The 15,407-nt window shown below is 74.1% G+C and carries 10 protein-coding genes; 9 read left to right on the top strand and 1 reads right to left on the bottom strand.

What is annotated here, in order from left to right; all coding sequences use genetic code 11:
- Positions 1-321: 321 nt before the first annotated feature.
- From QHG49_RS28400 to QHG49_RS28435, 8 genes are all read left to right on the top strand, one after another.
- Positions 322-1,356, top strand: a complete 1,035-nt coding sequence (locus QHG49_RS28400; protein WP_159699765.1) for a methionine ABC transporter ATP-binding protein — start codon at positions 322-324, stop codon at positions 1,354-1,356.
- The gene (locus tag QHG49_RS28405) at positions 1,353-2,099 is read left to right on the top strand and encodes a methionine ABC transporter permease (protein ID WP_167532151.1); all 747 of its coding nucleotides are present in this window, start codon (positions 1,353-1,355) and stop codon (positions 2,097-2,099) included. The genes QHG49_RS28400 and QHG49_RS28405 overlap by 4 nt, the downstream gene beginning before the upstream one ends.
- Before the next feature lie 103 nt (positions 2,100-2,202).
- Positions 2,203-3,033: a MetQ/NlpA family ABC transporter substrate-binding protein gene (locus tag QHG49_RS28410; RefSeq protein WP_145483879.1), complete on the top strand. Its 831-nt coding sequence runs from the start codon at positions 2,203-2,205 to the stop codon at positions 3,031-3,033.
- A gap of 140 nt (positions 3,034-3,173) precedes the next feature.
- Positions 3,174-3,812, top strand: coding sequence for a GNAT family N-acetyltransferase (locus QHG49_RS28415; RefSeq protein WP_159699762.1), 639 nt, complete (start codon positions 3,174-3,176; stop codon positions 3,810-3,812).
- A 106-nt stretch (positions 3,813-3,918) separates the two neighbouring features.
- On the top strand, positions 3,919-5,142 hold the full coding sequence (gene cbiE, locus QHG49_RS28420; protein ID WP_159699759.1) for a precorrin-6y C5,15-methyltransferase (decarboxylating) subunit CbiE: 1,224 nt from the start codon (positions 3,919-3,921) through the stop codon (positions 5,140-5,142).
- A gap of 335 nt (positions 5,143-5,477) precedes the next feature.
- A complete protein-coding gene (cobT, locus tag QHG49_RS28425; protein WP_301491728.1) occupies positions 5,478-9,536 on the top strand; it encodes a nicotinate-nucleotide--dimethylbenzimidazole phosphoribosyltransferase in 4,059 nt (1,352 codons plus the stop codon).
- Between the two features lie 224 nt (positions 9,537-9,760).
- Positions 9,761-10,993, top strand: a complete 1,233-nt coding sequence (gene cobA / locus QHG49_RS28430; RefSeq protein ID WP_145483892.1) for a uroporphyrinogen-III C-methyltransferase — start codon at positions 9,761-9,763, stop codon at positions 10,991-10,993.
- An 88-nt stretch (positions 10,994-11,081) separates the two neighbouring features.
- On the top strand, positions 11,082-11,900 hold the full coding sequence (locus QHG49_RS28435) for an RNA methyltransferase (protein WP_301491729.1): 819 nt from the start codon (positions 11,082-11,084) through the stop codon (positions 11,898-11,900).
- Here the strand turns inward: QHG49_RS28435 and QHG49_RS28440 are convergent.
- Positions 11,867-13,321, bottom strand: coding sequence for a protein kinase (locus QHG49_RS28440; RefSeq protein WP_301491730.1), 1,455 nt, complete (start codon positions 13,319-13,321; stop codon positions 11,867-11,869). The two genes, QHG49_RS28435 and QHG49_RS28440, sit on opposite strands and share 34 nt — an antisense overlap.
- Before the next feature lie 1,138 nt (positions 13,322-14,459).
- Between QHG49_RS28440 and QHG49_RS28445 the strand changes: the two genes are divergently transcribed.
- Complete coding sequence (locus tag QHG49_RS28445) at positions 14,460-15,335, top strand: phosphotransferase family protein (RefSeq protein ID WP_301491731.1); 876 nt, start codon at positions 14,460-14,462, stop codon at positions 15,333-15,335.
- Positions 15,336-15,407: the final 72 nt, after the last annotated feature.

The following is a 15,407-nucleotide window of genomic DNA, read 5'->3' on the forward strand; positions in this document are numbered from 1 at the left end:
TGGGCCGCATGACCACGACGAACAGCCGCATCCCTGCGACCGAGGCGACCATGACGCCCGGTGCTGTTTGTCTGTGTCCGTGTCGAATGTGCGCCTTCTAGAGGGCCCCCGCACCACCTGAGCCTCGCGCCCCGAAGCGAGAGCCGCGGCCCGTCCCGCGCCCCCACCCGGGCGAGCGGGACCCGAGGGCCGTACCGCGCACACGACGTTCTCCCCGCTTCACCGCCACCCGAGAACCGTGCCGCGTACCCCACGAACGCACGCAACGCACCCGTGCCCGGGCACACCCGAGCCCGCGCACTCGACAGTGACGGAAATCCTGTGATCACCACATCGGGCCTGACCAAGGTCTACCGCTCCCGCGGCCGCGAGGTCACCGCCCTCGACGGCGTCGATCTCCACGTCCGCGAAGGCGAGGTCTACGGCGTCATCGGCCAGTCCGGCGCCGGCAAGTCCTCGCTCATCCGCTGCGTCAACCTGCTGGAGCGCCCCACCTCCGGCACGGTGACCGTCGCCGGGCAGGACCTCACCGCCCTGGCCGGGCGCGGCCCGCGCGCGGGCAAGGAACTGCGCCGGGCGCGCAGCCGGATCGGCATGGTCTTCCAGCACTTCAACCTGCTGTCCTCGCGGACCGTGCAGGACAACGTCGAGCTGCCGCTGGAAATCCTCGGCACGTCCGGGAAGGAACGCTCCCGCAAGGCGCTCGAACTGCTCGACCTGGTCGGCCTCGCCGACAAGGCCAAGAGCTACCCCGCCCAGCTCTCCGGCGGCCAGAAGCAGCGTGTCGGCATCGCCCGCGCCCTGGCCGGCGACCCCAAGGTGCTGCTCTCCGACGAGGCCACCAGCGCCCTCGACCCGGAGACCACCCGCTCCATCCTCCAGCTGCTGCGCGATCTGAACCGGCAGCTCGGGCTCACCGTCCTGCTCATCACCCATGAGATGGACGTGGTCAAGTCGATCTGCGACTCCGCCGCCCTGATGGAGAGGGGCCGGATCGTGGAGTCCGGCACGGTCAGCGAGCTGCTGGCGACCCCCGGCTCCCAGCTGGCCGCCGCGCTGTTCCCGGTGAGCGGCGAGCGCACCGGCACGGAGCGCACCGTCCTCGACGTCACCTTCCACGGTGAGGCCGCGACCCAGCCGGTCATCTCCCAGCTGTCGCGCACCTACAACATCGACATCTCGATCCTCGGCGCCGCCATCGACACCGTCGGCGGCCTCCAGATCGGCCGGATGCGCATCGAGCTGCCCGGCCACTACGAGGACAACGTGGTGCCCATCGGCTTCCTGCGCGAGCAGGGACTCCAGATCGACGTCGTGGGCCAGGAGGCCGCACTGGTGAAGGAAGGTGCCAAGTGACCTGGTCCGAGATGCAGCCGCTGCTGTCGGACGCGTGTTCCCAGACATTCGACATGGTGCTCTGGTCCACCCTGATCGCCATCGTCGTGGGCCTCCCGCTCGGCCTCCTCCTCGTCCTCACGGACCGCGGTGGCCTGCTCCAGAACGTGGTCGCCAACAAGGTGACCGGCCAGATCGTGAACGTCGGCCGCTCGCTGCCGTTCATCATCCTGATGGTCGCCCTGATGAGCTTCACCCGCTGGGTCACCGGGACGACGATCGGCACCGCGGCCGCGGTCGTACCGCTCGCCATCGGCGGCATCCCGTTCTTCGCCCGCCTGGTCGAGACGGCCGTGCGCGAGGTGGACGGCGGGCTCGTGGAGGCCGTGCAGTCCATGGGCGGCAACACCTGGACCATCGTCCGCAAGGTGCTCGTCCCCGAGTCCCTGCCCTCCCTGATCGCCAGCACCACCACCACGGTCATCGCCCTCATCGGCTACTCCGCCATGGCCGGCACGGTCGGCGGCGGCGGCCTCGGCGACCTCGCCGTCCGCTACGGCTACCAGCGCTTCGAGACCGAGCTGATGTGGATCACCGTCGGCATCCTCGCCGTCGTCATCTCCCTCATCCAGTTCGCCGGCGACTTCGCGGCCCGCGCCCTGCACCGCCGCGGCGGCCGCTCGGGCCCCGCGCCCAAGCTGCGGCTGCTGAAGGCCAAGCAGACCAAGGACCCGGACACGGCCGAGGTCACCGAGGCCGCGTAAGCACCGGCCGGGCCGTGTGGAAACGTTTCTCCCGAGCGGCCGCCCCCTCAGACTCCCCGTCACCCACACGGGGTCGCACCACCCATAAGGAAAGGCACTTTTCGTGCGTAACACCGCCAAGCTCACCACCGCCGTCCTCGCCGCCGGAGCCCTCACCTTCGGGCTGACCGCCTGCGGCTCCGGCAAGTCCTCCGCCGCCCACGACTACAGCGGCCCGCTGGTCGTCGCCGCCAGCCCGGTGCCGCACGCGGAGATCCTGAACTTCGTCGAGAAGAACCTCGCGAAGAAGGCCGGGCTCGACCTCCAGGTCAAGGAGTTCACCGACTACATCACGCCGAACACGGCGACCGAGGACGGCTCGGTGGACGCCAACTACTTCCAGAACCAGCCGTACCTGGACGACTTCAACAAGAAGCGCGGCACCCACATCGTGCCCGTCGTCACGGTCCACCTGGAGCCCCTCGGCCTGTACTCCCACAAGGTCAAGAAGGCGGACGAGCTGAAGAGCGGTGCGACCGTCGCCGTCCCCAACGACGCCGTCAACGAGGGCCGCGCCCTGAAGCTGCTCGCCGACAACGGGCTCATCACCCTCAAGTCCGGCGCCGGCAACGAGGCCACCCCCGAGGACATCGCCAAGAACCCCAAGCACCTCCAGTTCAAGGAGGTCGAGGCGGCCCAGACCCCGCGCTCCCTGGACGACGTGGACGCGGCGGTCGTCAACGGCAACTACGCCATCTCCGCGGGCCTCAAGCCCGCCAAGGACGCCCTCGTCCTGGAGTCCGCGAAGAACAACCCCTACGGCAACTTCCTCGCGGTGAAGAAGGGCAACGAGAACGACCCCCGGGTCAAGAAGCTCGCCAAGCTCCTCACCTCGCCCGAGGTCAAGAAGTTCATCGAGGACAAGTACCAGGGCTCGGTCATCCCGTCCTTCTGATCCGGCCACCGGCACCGCACGGCATCGCGACGCACGGGGTCCACTCCCTCACCGGGAGTGGACCCCGTCGTGCGGTTCAGTGGTTTCATGCTGCATGCTGGGCAGTTCAGCAGGAACTTCCGAAGGTTACGGAGCGGCGCATGACGAGCACCTTCCCCAACATCTCCATCAGCACGGAGCGGTTGGTGCTGCGCCCCCTCGACGAGGACGACGTGCCCGCCCTGGCCGAGATGATGAACGACGAGCAGGTCGCCGCCTGGACCGACGTGCCCCAGCCGTTCACCGGGGCCGGCGCCCGGCGCTGGATCACCGAGCACGCGCCCGCCGAGCGCGCCGCGGGCCGCGGACTCGACCTCGCCGTCACCGAGTTCCTCACCCAGCGCCTGGTCGGCGTCGTCCAGCTGACCAGGACCGACTGGCACATCCGCGCCACCGAGCTGTCGTACATCGTCGCCCCCTGGGCCCGCGGCGAGGGCTACGCCAGCGAGGCCGCGCTCGCCACCGCCCGCTGGCTCTTCGACGACCAGCGCTTCGAGCGCATCGAACTGCGCACCGCCGCCGACAACGCCGCCTCCCAGCAGGTCGCCCAGAAGATCGGCTGCATCAGCGAGGGTGTGCTGCGCAACGCGTGCATAGTCCATGTGCGCACCGAGGACGGCGGCTGGGCCGATCTGCGCACCGACTTCATCGTGTGGAGCCTGCTGCCCGAGGACCTGGAGGGCGCCGACGAGCAGCTCGCCGACACCAGCGGCTTCACGTCGTACGCCGACTGGAACTGATCCCCGCCACGGACGCCCGCGCCGCCGCCCGACCGGGTACCCTCACGGAGCCCGCCCATGGGCCCTGTACCCCTGACGACCTGCGAAAACCTGGAGATGGACGACGATGGCCGACCGGGTCACGGTGATCGGCTGGGACGGCTCGCCGCTGACCGACGCGGCACGCTCCGCTCTCGGCGCCGCCACCCTCGTGGCAGGCGCGGCCCACCACCTGGCACTGCCCGAGATCCCGCCCTTCGCCGAACGCATCCGTCTCGGCAGCGTCGCGCTCGCCGCCCGCCGCATCGCCGGCCACCGCGGCACCGCGGTCGTGCTCGCCGACGGCGACCCCGGCTTCTTCGGCGTCGTACGCACCCTGCGCGCACCGGAGTTCGGCCTGGAGGTGGAGGTCGTCCCCGGCGTCTCCTCCGTCGCCGCCGCCTTCGCCCGGGCCGGGATGCCCTGGGACGACGCCCAGGTCGTCGTCGCCCACCCGCGCACCCTGCGCCGGGCCGTGAACGTCTGCCGCGCCCACGCCAAGGTGGCCGTCCTCACCTCACCGGGCGCGGGCCCCGCCGAACTCGGCCTGCTCCTCGCCGACGTCCACCGCACCTTCGTCATCTGCGAGGAACTGGGCACCGATCGCGAACAGGTCTCCGTCGTCACCTCCGACAAGGCCCCCGACCACACCTGGCGCGACCCCAACGTCGTCATCGTCATCGGCGGCCCGGTGAACGCGGCCGAGGACGGCGGCTGGATCGCCGGCCGCGACCCGGGCACCGGCCCGCGCGGCTGGGTCCAGCCCGACGAGACGTACGGCGAGGGCGCCCCGCTCGGCGAGGGCGAGACCGAGCTGCTGCGCGCCGCCCAACTCGCCCGTCTCGGGCCCCGGGTCGGCGACCTCGTCTGGGACATCGGCTGCGGCTCCGGCGCGTTCGCCGTCGAGGCGGCGCGCGCCGGCGCCGCCGTCATCGCCGTCGACCGCGACCCGGCCGCCTGCGCCCGCACCGACGCCGCCGCCCGCCACTACGGCGTCCAGCTCCAACTGGTGCACGGCCATGCCCCGCACGTCCTGGAGGACCTGCCCGAACCCGATGTGGTCCGGGTCGGCGGCGGGGGAGCGGCCGTGGTCTCGGCGGTCGCCGACCGGCGCCCGCAGCGCATCGTCGCCCACGCCGCGACCCGCGACGCGGCCGAACGCGTCGGCCGCGACCTGAGCGAGCACGGATACCGCGTCGAGTGCGCCCTGCTCCAGTCCGTCGAACTCGACACCCGCGCCTGGCGGGAGACCGAGCGGAACGTCGCGTTCCTGCTCAGCGGCATACTGTCCGATCGCCCCGTGATCCGGTAGTCGTACCGCGCGCGGTAGGCTGGCCGATCGTTGTACCGCACCGGTGGCCCGGAACTTCGTTCGCCAATGTCCGGAACGCACGCCCGTTTTGGGTCGGGGTGGTACGGCGAACCCGTGGACGCGCAACGTGGCGTAGTCCACAGCGGCCAGTCGCGGATCATGCTGTCGCGACGGCGCAACGACCGGGACAATGCCACTGAATGGCTTTGTCGCCTTTTCCGGCGGGTCGTTCGTGCCGCTGGGCACGGACGCTCGTTCTTCACCATGGGGCGGTCGGTGTGCCGTTCCGGGTGAGCTGGTCGTAGGAGCACTAACCGATTGGGCGAGGGGTACGCATGACCGACACCGGCCAGGTCCCGGGCGAGGGACAGCCGGAGAGCGCAGGCATGGTGGAGCAGCCGGGCGTCACCGCGCACGGCGCGTACACCTACCTCTCCGAGGCTCCCGCCGAGGACGAAGACCTGCTGCTGCCGGGCGCCCAGGGCGCATGGGGCAACGAGGTGCCGCCGCCCGCTCCGGAGCCGGTGGTCGAGACCCTCCACGAGGCATCGGGCCGCGACACGGGCTCCGTGGACCTGAGCGGTGTCCGCCTCCCCTCCGCGCAGGAGACGTCGGCGCCGCGCCGCCCGCTGCACCTCGGCCCGCCCATCCCCGACATCTCCGCGGGACCGGTCCGCACCCTCGCCGACCGCGGTCCCGAGTACCTCGACGCCCAGCCCCTGCGGGAGATGGGCCCGCAGAGCGCGGCCCCCTGGGGCGCGGCGGCGGGTACGGCCGTGACGGCGCCGGTCGTCGGCCAGGTACCGGGCGCGGGGGAGACCGACCCGGCCGCGGACCCGGTGCCGAGCGTGGCGGAGACCGGACAGGTCGCCGTCCAGGTGATCGGTGTGCCGGTGGCCGCGGCGGAGGCGCCGGAACCGGCCGCCGACGTCGCCGACGAGGCCGAGGCGCCGGGTACGGCTCCGGACGCGGCCGTCGTTCCCGAGGCACCGGTCGCCGAGGCCCCGGCGGTCGCCGTGCCGCCCGCCGGGGAGGCGCCCCAGGTGCCGGTCGCCGAGCAGGTGCCGGGTGCGGAAACGGTTGACCCGGCGCTCGCCGGGACGCCGGAAGCCGCCGGTGCCGCCGCCGCGCAGGCCGTACCGGGCCAGGATGGCCCGCAGCCCGTCGACGGTCAGGACGGTGCCCGGCCGCCGCAGGTTCCGCAGGGAGCCGAGGTTCCCCCGCAGGCGGTGGCCGAGGGCGCGGTGGCGCCGCAGGCCGAGGAGAGCGTGCCGGTCGCCCCGGAGCCCGTGCAGATGCCGGACGCCCCGGCGGTCGAGGTCGCGGACGCGGCCGTTCCCGTGCAGCCGGTCCCGGAGGCGCAGGCCGTCGAGGCGGCGGCTCCCGTGGCGGGCGCGCCGGAGGCCGCTGCGCCCGTGCAGGCCGAGACCCAGGTGCCCGGTGCCGCGGTGCCGGGCGCCGAGGCCGCTCAGCCGGTCGAGCCGGTCGCCGCCGAGCCCGTGCGGGTGACCGAGCCGGTCGCGGCCGTTCAGGCACCCCAGCCGGTCGAGCCGGTCGCGGCTGAGCCCGTCGAGCCCGTCGAAGCGGTCGAGGCCGTGCCGACGGCCACCAAACCGGTCGAGCCCGTCGCCGTCGAGCCCGTCGCCGTCGACGCCGTTCAGGTGATCCAGCCGACCGAGCCCGTCGCCGCTCCCCAGCCTGTTCAGCCCGCCGAGCCCGTGGCCGCCCCGGTCGAGCAGGCCCAGGCAGCCGAGGCGGCCGAGGTCCCCGCCGCCCCCGCCCCGGACGCCCACCAGGTCCAGGGCCCGCAGACGGTGGAGCCCGTCGCCCAGGACGCCCCGGCCGCGCCCGGGGTCCCGCAGCAGCCCGCACACCCGGAGCCCCGGGCCGAGGCGCCGGCGCAGCCGGTGGCTCAGGACCCGGCGGTCCAGGCGGCTCCCGTCGCGGAGCCCCTTCCGGCCGAGACCGACCCCGCCGTACCCGCTCCCCAGCAGCCCGCCGACGCCACCCCGGCGCCGGTCGCCGCCGTAGCCCCGGAGCCGCAGGCAGCCGTCGCCGCCGTCGAAGCCGAGGCCGCACAGCCGCAGCCGCAGGCCGTCGCCGAACCGGCACCCGCCGCACCCGTCTTCCCCGTCGCTCCCGAGCAGCCGCAGGCCGCCCCGGCACCCGCCGAAGCCCCCGCGCCCGCCGGAGTTCCGATGCCCGTAGAGGCCGCTGCACCCGCTGGAACTCCGATGCCCGCCGAAGCCCCGGCGCCCGTCGAAGCCCCGGCGCCCGTCGAGGCCGCGCCGCCCGCCGAAATCCCCGTCCAGCAGGGCTCCGAGCCGGTGGACGCCCCCGTCCAGCAGGGCCCCGTGCCGGTGGACGCCCCCGTGCAACCCGCTCCCGCCGAGCAGCTGCCCGGGATCCCCCCGGAGCAGGCCCCCGAGCCGCCGCTCGGGGAGTTCGTGCCGGTCGAGGGGCAGGTGCCGAGCGCGCCGCATCTCGCGCCGACCCCGCCGCACCCCCTCGTCCTGCCCGCCCAGGGCCCCGCGCCGCAGGCCACCGTGCCCGCGCCCCGCGAGGCCGAGGCCGTACCGCATCCCGAGGCCCCGGAGCCCGCCGCCGAGCAGGGGGAGATCCCGGCCGGGGAGGCACCGGCGCCCGCGCCGCGGTCCACCGGCCCCGCCGCGCCCGGATACGACGACGCCGAGCGCGAGGCCGTGCTCAAGGTGATGCGCGAGCGCCGCGACATCCGCAACGGCTTCCGCGATGACCCCATCCCGCACGAGGTGCTGCTCCGCGTCCTGGAGGCCGCGCACACCGCGCCCTCCGTCGGCCACTCGCAGCCCTGGGACTTCGTCGTCATCCGGTCCGCCGAGACCCGCACCACCATGCACGAACTGGCCGTGCGCCAGCGGGAGGCGTACGCGAAGTCGCTGCCCAAGGGCCGGGCGAAGCAGTTCAAGGAACTGAAGATCGAGGCCATCCTCGACACCCCGGTGAACATCGTCGTCACCGCCGACCCGACCCGCGGCGGCCGGCACACCCTGGGCCGTCACACCCAGCCCCAGATGGCGCCGTACTCCGCCGCGCTCGCCGTCGAGAACCTCTGGCTCGCCGCCCGCGCCGAGGGCCTGGGCGTAGGCTGGGTCAGCTTCTTCGACGAGCGCGAGATGGTGCGGGCCCTCGGCCTGCCCGAGCACCTGGAGGTCATCGCCTACCTGTGCGTCGGGTACGTCGACGAATTCCCGGACGAGCCCGAGCTGATGCAGGCCGGCTGGTCCAAGCGGCGCCCCCTGTCCTGGGTGGTGCACGAAGAGACGTACGGCCGCCGCGCCCTGCCCGGAGAGGAACCCCACGACCTGCTTGCCGAGACCGTCGCCCAGATCCGCCCGCTCGACGCCAAGGCCCTCGGTGAGGCCTGGGAGCGGCAGAAGCGCATGACCAAGCCGGCCGGCGCGCTCGGCATGCTGGAGATCATCTCCGCGCAGCTGTCGGGCCTGTCCCGGCAGTGCCCGCCGCCGATCCCGGAGCCCGCCGCCGTCGCCATCTTCGCGGGCGACCACGGCGTGCACGCCCAGGGCGTCACCCCCTGGCCCCAGGAGGTCACCGGCCAGATGGTGGCCAACTTCCTGGGCGGGGGCGCGGTCTGCAACGCCTTCGCCGCCCAGGTCGGCGCCGAGGTGTGCGTCGTGGACGTCGGCGTCGCCGCCGACCTGCCCGCCACCCCCGGCCTGCTGCCCCGCAAGATCCGCGGCGGCACCTCCGACATGACCGCCGGGCCCGCGATGAGCCGCGAGGAGACCAAGGCCGCCATCGAGGTCGGCATCGAGACCGCCCGCGACCTGGTCGCGGCCGGCAACAAGGCGCTGCTCACCGGTGAGATGGGCATCGCCAACACCACCGCGTCCGCCGCGCTGATCTCCGTCTTCACCGACACCGACCCGGCCGAGGTCACCGGCCGCGGCACCGGCATCAACGACGAGACGCTGGCCCGCAAGACCGAGGTGGTCCGGCGTGCCCTGGACCTGCACCAGCCGGACCCGGCCGACCCCATCGGCGTCCTCGCGGCCCTCGGCGGCTTCGAGCACGCGGCGCTGGTCGGCCTGCTGCTCGGCGGCGCGTCCTTGCGCACCCCGGTCATCCTGGACGGCGTCAGCGCCGGTGCCGCGGCCCTGGTGGCCCGCGCCATCGCGCCCGAGGTCCTCGCGGCCTGCATCGCCGGCCACCGCAGCGCCGAGCCGGGCCATGTCGCGGCCCTCAACAAGCTCGGCCTGCGCCCCCTGGTCGACCTCGACCTCCGCCTCGGCGAGGGCACCGGCGCCCTGCTCGCCCTGCCGCTGGTGCAGAGCGCGGCGAGAGCGATGCACGAGGTGGCGACGTTCGACTCGGCGGGCGTCACGGAGAAGTAAGCGTCACAAAGAAGCAGGAGAGGCAGGCGTCCGAGGGCATCGGCGCCGTACCGACACCGTGGGTGGTTGTGGACAGTCGTTCCGCCGGGGCGGAACGGGTGGGCACGACCACCCACCGCTGTGCGCCCGGCCATGTGTCCCACCCCTCGACCACCCGTGCCGTCCTCACCGACGCCCACGTAAAATCCGCACGTCAGGGCCATCACAACGCCCCCGGAGGAGCCATGGCCGAACACCCCGCCTACCCCGTAGGTCTGCGCCTGTCCGGCCGCCGCGTGGTCGTCCTCGGCGCCGGGCAGGTCGCCCAGCGCCGCCTGCCCGCCCTGATCGCGGCCGGCGCGGACCTCGTCCTCGTCTCCCCGGAGGCGACCCCCTCGGTCGAGGCGATGGCGGACGCGGGCGAGCTCACCTGGCACCGGCGGCGCTACCAGGACGGCGACCTCGCCGACGCCTGGTACGCCCTCATCGCCACCAGCGACCCCGACGCCAACACCGCCGCCTCCGCCGAGGCCGAGCGCCACCGCGTCTGGTGCGTCCGCTCCGACGACGCCGACCGGGCCACCGCCTGGACCCCCGCCACCGGCACCAGCGAGGGCGTCACGGTCGCCGTCCTCACCACGGACGCCCGCGGCCGCGACCCCCGGCACACCGCCGCCATCCGCGACGCGGTCGTCGAGGGCCTGCGCGACGGCACCCTCGTCGCCCCGCACCACCGCACCCGGGCCCGGGGCGTCGCCCTGGTCGGCGGCGGCCCCGGCGACCCCGACCTGATCACGGTCCGCGGCCGCCGGCTGCTCGCCGAGGCGGACGTCGTCATCGCCGACCGGCTCGGCCCCCGCGACCTGCTCGCCGAACTCCCGCCGCACGTCGAGGTGATCGACGCGGCGAAGATCCCGTACGGCCGCTACATGGCCCAGGAGGCCATCAACAAGGCGCTGATCGAGCACGCCGAGCAGGGCAAGTCGGTCGTCCGGCTCAAGGGCGGCGACCCCTTCGTCTTCGGCCGGGGCATGGAGGAGGTCCAGGCGCTCGCCGAGGCCGGCATCCCCTGCACCGTCGTCCCGGGCATCTCCAGCTCCATCTCGGTGCCGGGCGCGGCCGGCATCCCGGTCACCCACCGGGGCGTCGCCCATGAGTTCACGGTCGTCAGCGGGCATGTCGCCCCCGACGACGCGCGTTCGCTGGTCGACTGGCCCGCGCTGGCCCGGCTCACCGGCACCCTGGTGATCCTGATGGGCGTCGACAAGATCGGGAAGATCGCCGAGACGCTCGTCGCGCACGGCAAGTCCCCCGAGACCCCGGTCGCCCTGGTCCAGGAAGGTACGACGGCCGCGCAGCGCCGGGTCGACGCCACCCTCGCCACGGTCGCCGAGACCGTCCGCACCGAGGACGTGAAGCCCCCGGCGGTCATCGTGATCGGCGCGGTCGTGACCGAGGGCCCCGCGTCGGCCGTCTGACCGAATACCCCCTTGATCTCGCGTAACCTCGGGTAACGCACCCCGCCCAGCCGTTGGCACCACACCCAGGACAAGGCAGTATCACCCTGTGGCCGATCTCATCACCGTCGAGGACCCCGACGACCCGCGCCTCTCCGACTACACGGACCTGACCGACGTCGAGCTGCGCCGCAAGCGCGAGCCCGCCGAGGGTCTGTTCATCGCGGAGGGCGAGAAGGTCATCCGCCGGGCCAAGGAAGCCGGCTACGAGATGCGCTCCATGCTGCTCTCGGCCAAATGGATCGACGTCATGCGCGACGTCATCGACGAACTTCCCGCCCCCGTCTACGCCGTGAGCCCGGAACTCGCCGAGCGCGTCACCGGCTACCACGTGCACCGCGGCGCCCTCGCCTCCATGCAGCGCAAGCCGCTGCCGACCGCCGCCGAGCTGCTCGGCTCCGCCCGCCGCGTGGTGGTCATGGAGTCGGTCAACGACCACACCAACACCGGCGCCATCTTCCGCTCCGCCGCCGCCCTCGGCATGGACGCGGTCCTGCTCTCGCCGGACTGCGCCGACCCGCTGTACCGGCGCAGCGTCAAGGTGTCGATGGGCGCGGTGTTCTCGGTGCCGTACGCCCGGCTGGAGAACTGGCCGAAGGGCCTGGAGCAGGTCCGCGAGGCCGGCTTCACCCTGCTCGCCCTCACCCCGGACGAGAAGGCCCGCAGCCTGGACGAGGCCGCCCCGCACACGATGGACAGGGTCGCGCTGATGCTGGGCGCCGAGGGCGGCGGCCTGTCCACGCAGGCCCTGGTCGCCGCCGACGAATGGGTCCGCATCCCGATGTCCCACGGCGTCGACTCGCTCAACGTGGGCGCGGCCGCCGCGGTCGCCTTCTACGCGGTGGCCACGGGACGACCGCGGTCCTGACCGGCACTCTCCCGCACCCCGGCACCGGGGTGCGTGGGGGAGGACCCGTACGGGTCGTCGTACGACCTCGCGTCCCGGGCCGTCCGCCAGCCGTGGGCCGGCATCAGCTGCGACTGCCGTACGCCGTTCCCCGCGCCCCCGCCGGGCGCGCCCCCGAAACCGCCGCCCAGACCCCGGGCCGGGCCCTGGCAGCCCTGGGCCAGGGCGATCCCGAGGGCCACGAGCAGGGTCACCACGAAGAACACGGTGAGGCGCTGGCGCAGCAGGCGGAGGTTGGCGGGACGCAGCCCGGTCTTCGTGGTGCGCGGCGCCGGGCGCCGGGCGCCGCCGCGGGCACCGGGACGGCCGCCACCGGTGGAACGGGTGCCCCGCTGTTCAGGAGCGGGCCGCGCCGGACGCGAGGGAGTGCCGCCGACGCGTGCACCGCCCCGCGAGGGCACCCCGCCCCGGGGCGCGGTGCCGCGCGGCGGCGGGGTGCCGGGGGCCTGACGGCGCGCGGCGCGCTGCGGCTCGGGGTAGGTGTCGACGAGCCGCCCGGTGGGGCGGTCCGTCTCCGCCGCGCGCGGGGACGGCGGCCGTACATCGTTCAGGCCGTGGGCCTCGCGGGCCGCGATCTCCTTGAGCCGCAGCGACAGTTGGAGCGTGCTGGGCCGGTCCTCCGGGTCCTTGGCGAGACAGGCCCGGATCAGCGGGGCGAGCGCGTCGGGCACGCCCTGCAGATGCGGCTCCTCGTGCACCACCCGGTACAGCATCACCTCCGAACTGCCGTGTCCGAAGGGGGAGTCGCCGGTCGAGGCGTAGGCGAGCGTGGCGCCCAGCGAGAAGACGTCGGTGGCCGGGGTGACGGCCGCGCCGCGCACCTGCTCGGGCGCGAGGAAGCCAGGGGAGCCCACGGCGGTACCCACATGGGTGAGGGTGGAGGCGCCGGTGGACCAGGCGATGCCGAAGTCGATGATCCGGGGCCCCTTGGGGGACAGCAGGATGTTGGAGGGCTTCAGGTCCCGGTGGACCACCCCCGCCTCGTGCACCGCGACCAGGCCCTCGGACAGCGCCGCGCCGATCGCCGCCGCGTCGGCCGCGAGCAGCGCGCCCTCGTCGGCGACCCGGTCGTGCAGCGAGGGCCCGGGGACGTACTGGGTGGCGAACCAGGGGCGCTCGGCCTCCAGGTCGGCGGCGACCAGCCGGGCCGTGCAGCCACCCCGGATACGACGGGCCGCGGAGACCTCGCGCGCGAAACGCGAGCGGAACTCCTGGTCCTCGGCGAGATCGGGCCGGATCACCTTCAGCGCGACCCGCTGGCCCTTCTTGTCGGAGCCGAGGTAGACCACGCCCATCCCGCCCGCGCCGAGCCGTCGGTGAAGCCTGAACGAGCCGACGACGCGCGGGTCCTCGCGCCTCAGGCGCATCATCGCCATGTTCATCCCCGCTGCCCGGTCCCTCTGACGTGGCACAGCTTACGTTTACCGGGCCGCCCGCGCGCAGAGGCCGCGCCCTCTCGGCGCGACGGATTGTGCGCGCCGCGCCGGTGTGGTGAGACATGATCAGGAGAGCAGTCCCCGCTGCTCTCTTGATGGGCCGTCACCGTCAACCGGGTTGTCCCGATGGGAGGTTGACCCCGTCGCGACCAGGGACCACCGCCCTCTCCGCCCGTCCCGCGCCCCGCCGCGGACGCCCCGCCCCACCCGTCGGCGACCGCCGCCCGCACCGCGCCCGGCCCCCGCACCATGACCGTCCCGAGTGATCGAAGTCACGCGCCGCGGGGCGACGCCCGCATCCGACATGCCCGACACGGCGGGCGACCCCTCAGGGAAGACCCCGAGACCTAGGACCGGCTCTCCACCCTGGGGAGTACACCGCGGCCGGGGGCTCATCCTCCGGGAGGCCCGCCAATCGGTACGAGGGCATGACGCCCGGTTCGGGGCCCGCGCCTAGATTTGAGGTCAAGCGGCGGGTGCAGCGCTCGTCCCCCGAGGTCGGACACCCGCCGCTGTGAAGAGCAAGCCGGCTGTGAAGAACAAGCCGGTTGTGAAGAACAAGCCGCAAGACAACACGAGACGGTCAGGAGAGGGACCATGACCCACCCGGCACCGCGACGTCCCACGTTCGCACCCCGCCGCGCGGGTCGCCGCCACCCCTTGGTGGCGACGCTCATGGCCCTTCCCCTGGCGGCCCTGCTCCTGCTCGTCTTCGACGGCTGGGAGACGGTGGCCACACAGGCGTCGTCCGTGGGTGCGATGCTGGGGCGCTGAGCGGCGACCCCAGGCCCGAAAGAGCGGTTCGGGCGGGGACATCCATCCATGAAACCCCGTGGGGACGGGGGTGCGGCGGACGGCACATATGCCGGCGCAGCTGGGGAGCTGCGCCGGCATCGCCGTTCCCTGCGGGGCCTCGGCCGAGGACGCCGCCCCGCCGTTGTCGCCACGGCCGCCGGGCGGCTGCGGGTGCGCCGTGGCTTGTCGCGCCGTTCCGCGCGCCCCTTCAGGGCGCTCCCGCACCGCAACCAGCACCCCCCACCCCACCGTCGTAACCCTCACCCCACCCCTGACCGACCGAGGCCCCGTGACCATCCTCGCCGCGCTCACGGCACACTTCCGCGCCGCCGCCCCCACCACCCTCGCCGACCGCCCCGACGCCACCGTCCTCCGCCTCGGGGACACCGTCGTCAAGGCCCATGCCCCCGGCACCGACCCCGCCCACCTGGGCCGCCGCCTCGGAACGGCGGCCGGACTCCCCGGCGTCCTCCTGCCCCCGCTCACGGCGTCCACGGAAGAACTGCACGACCGCCTGATCACCTCCTGGCCGTACGGCACCCCCGTGGACCCCGAGACCCCCGCCGCCGCCCCCTGGGAAGCCGTGGCCGGTCTCCTGGCCCGGCTGCACAGCAGCACCCCCGACCCCGACCTGCCCCCGATGCGCGGCCCCGCCAAGGCCGCCCGCGCCGTCACCCGGCTCCGCGCCGCCCTCGGCACGGACCCGCACCCCGCCGCCCGCCCCGTTCTCGACGCCTGGGCCGCCCTCCCCGCCTGGGCCCGCGCCGAGGCCCCGATGCCCGGGCCCGTCGCCCTGTGCCACGGCGACCTCCACCTCGGCCAGCTCGTGCGGCACCCCGCCCCCGACGGCCCCTGGCGGCTGATCGACGTGGACGACCTGGGACTCGGCGTCCCCGCCTGGGACCTCGCCCGGCCCGCCGCCTGGTACGCCTGCGGACTCCTGCCGCCCGACGACTGGACCCGCTTTTTGACCGCCTACCAGGAGGCGGACGGCCCGGCCGTGCCCGCGACCGGCGACCCCTGGCCCGCCCTGGACGTCCCGGCCCGCGCCCTCACCGTCCAGACGGCCGCCCTGGCGATCACCAAGGCGCTCGCCGCCCACCGCCCGCCGGACGAGATCGAACAGGCCGTCGTCGACGCCTGCGCCCGCATGTCCGCCCTGTGACCCCGGGGACTTCCGCGAAGTCGCTGCAACCACGCGCGGCGGAACGGAGTCTGTGCAGGGGAAACACCAAGC

It is taken from the genome of Streptomyces sp. WP-1 (assembly GCF_030450125.1).
GTDB classification, from domain to species: Bacteria; Actinomycetota; Actinomycetes; order Streptomycetales; family Streptomycetaceae; genus Streptomyces; species Streptomyces incarnatus.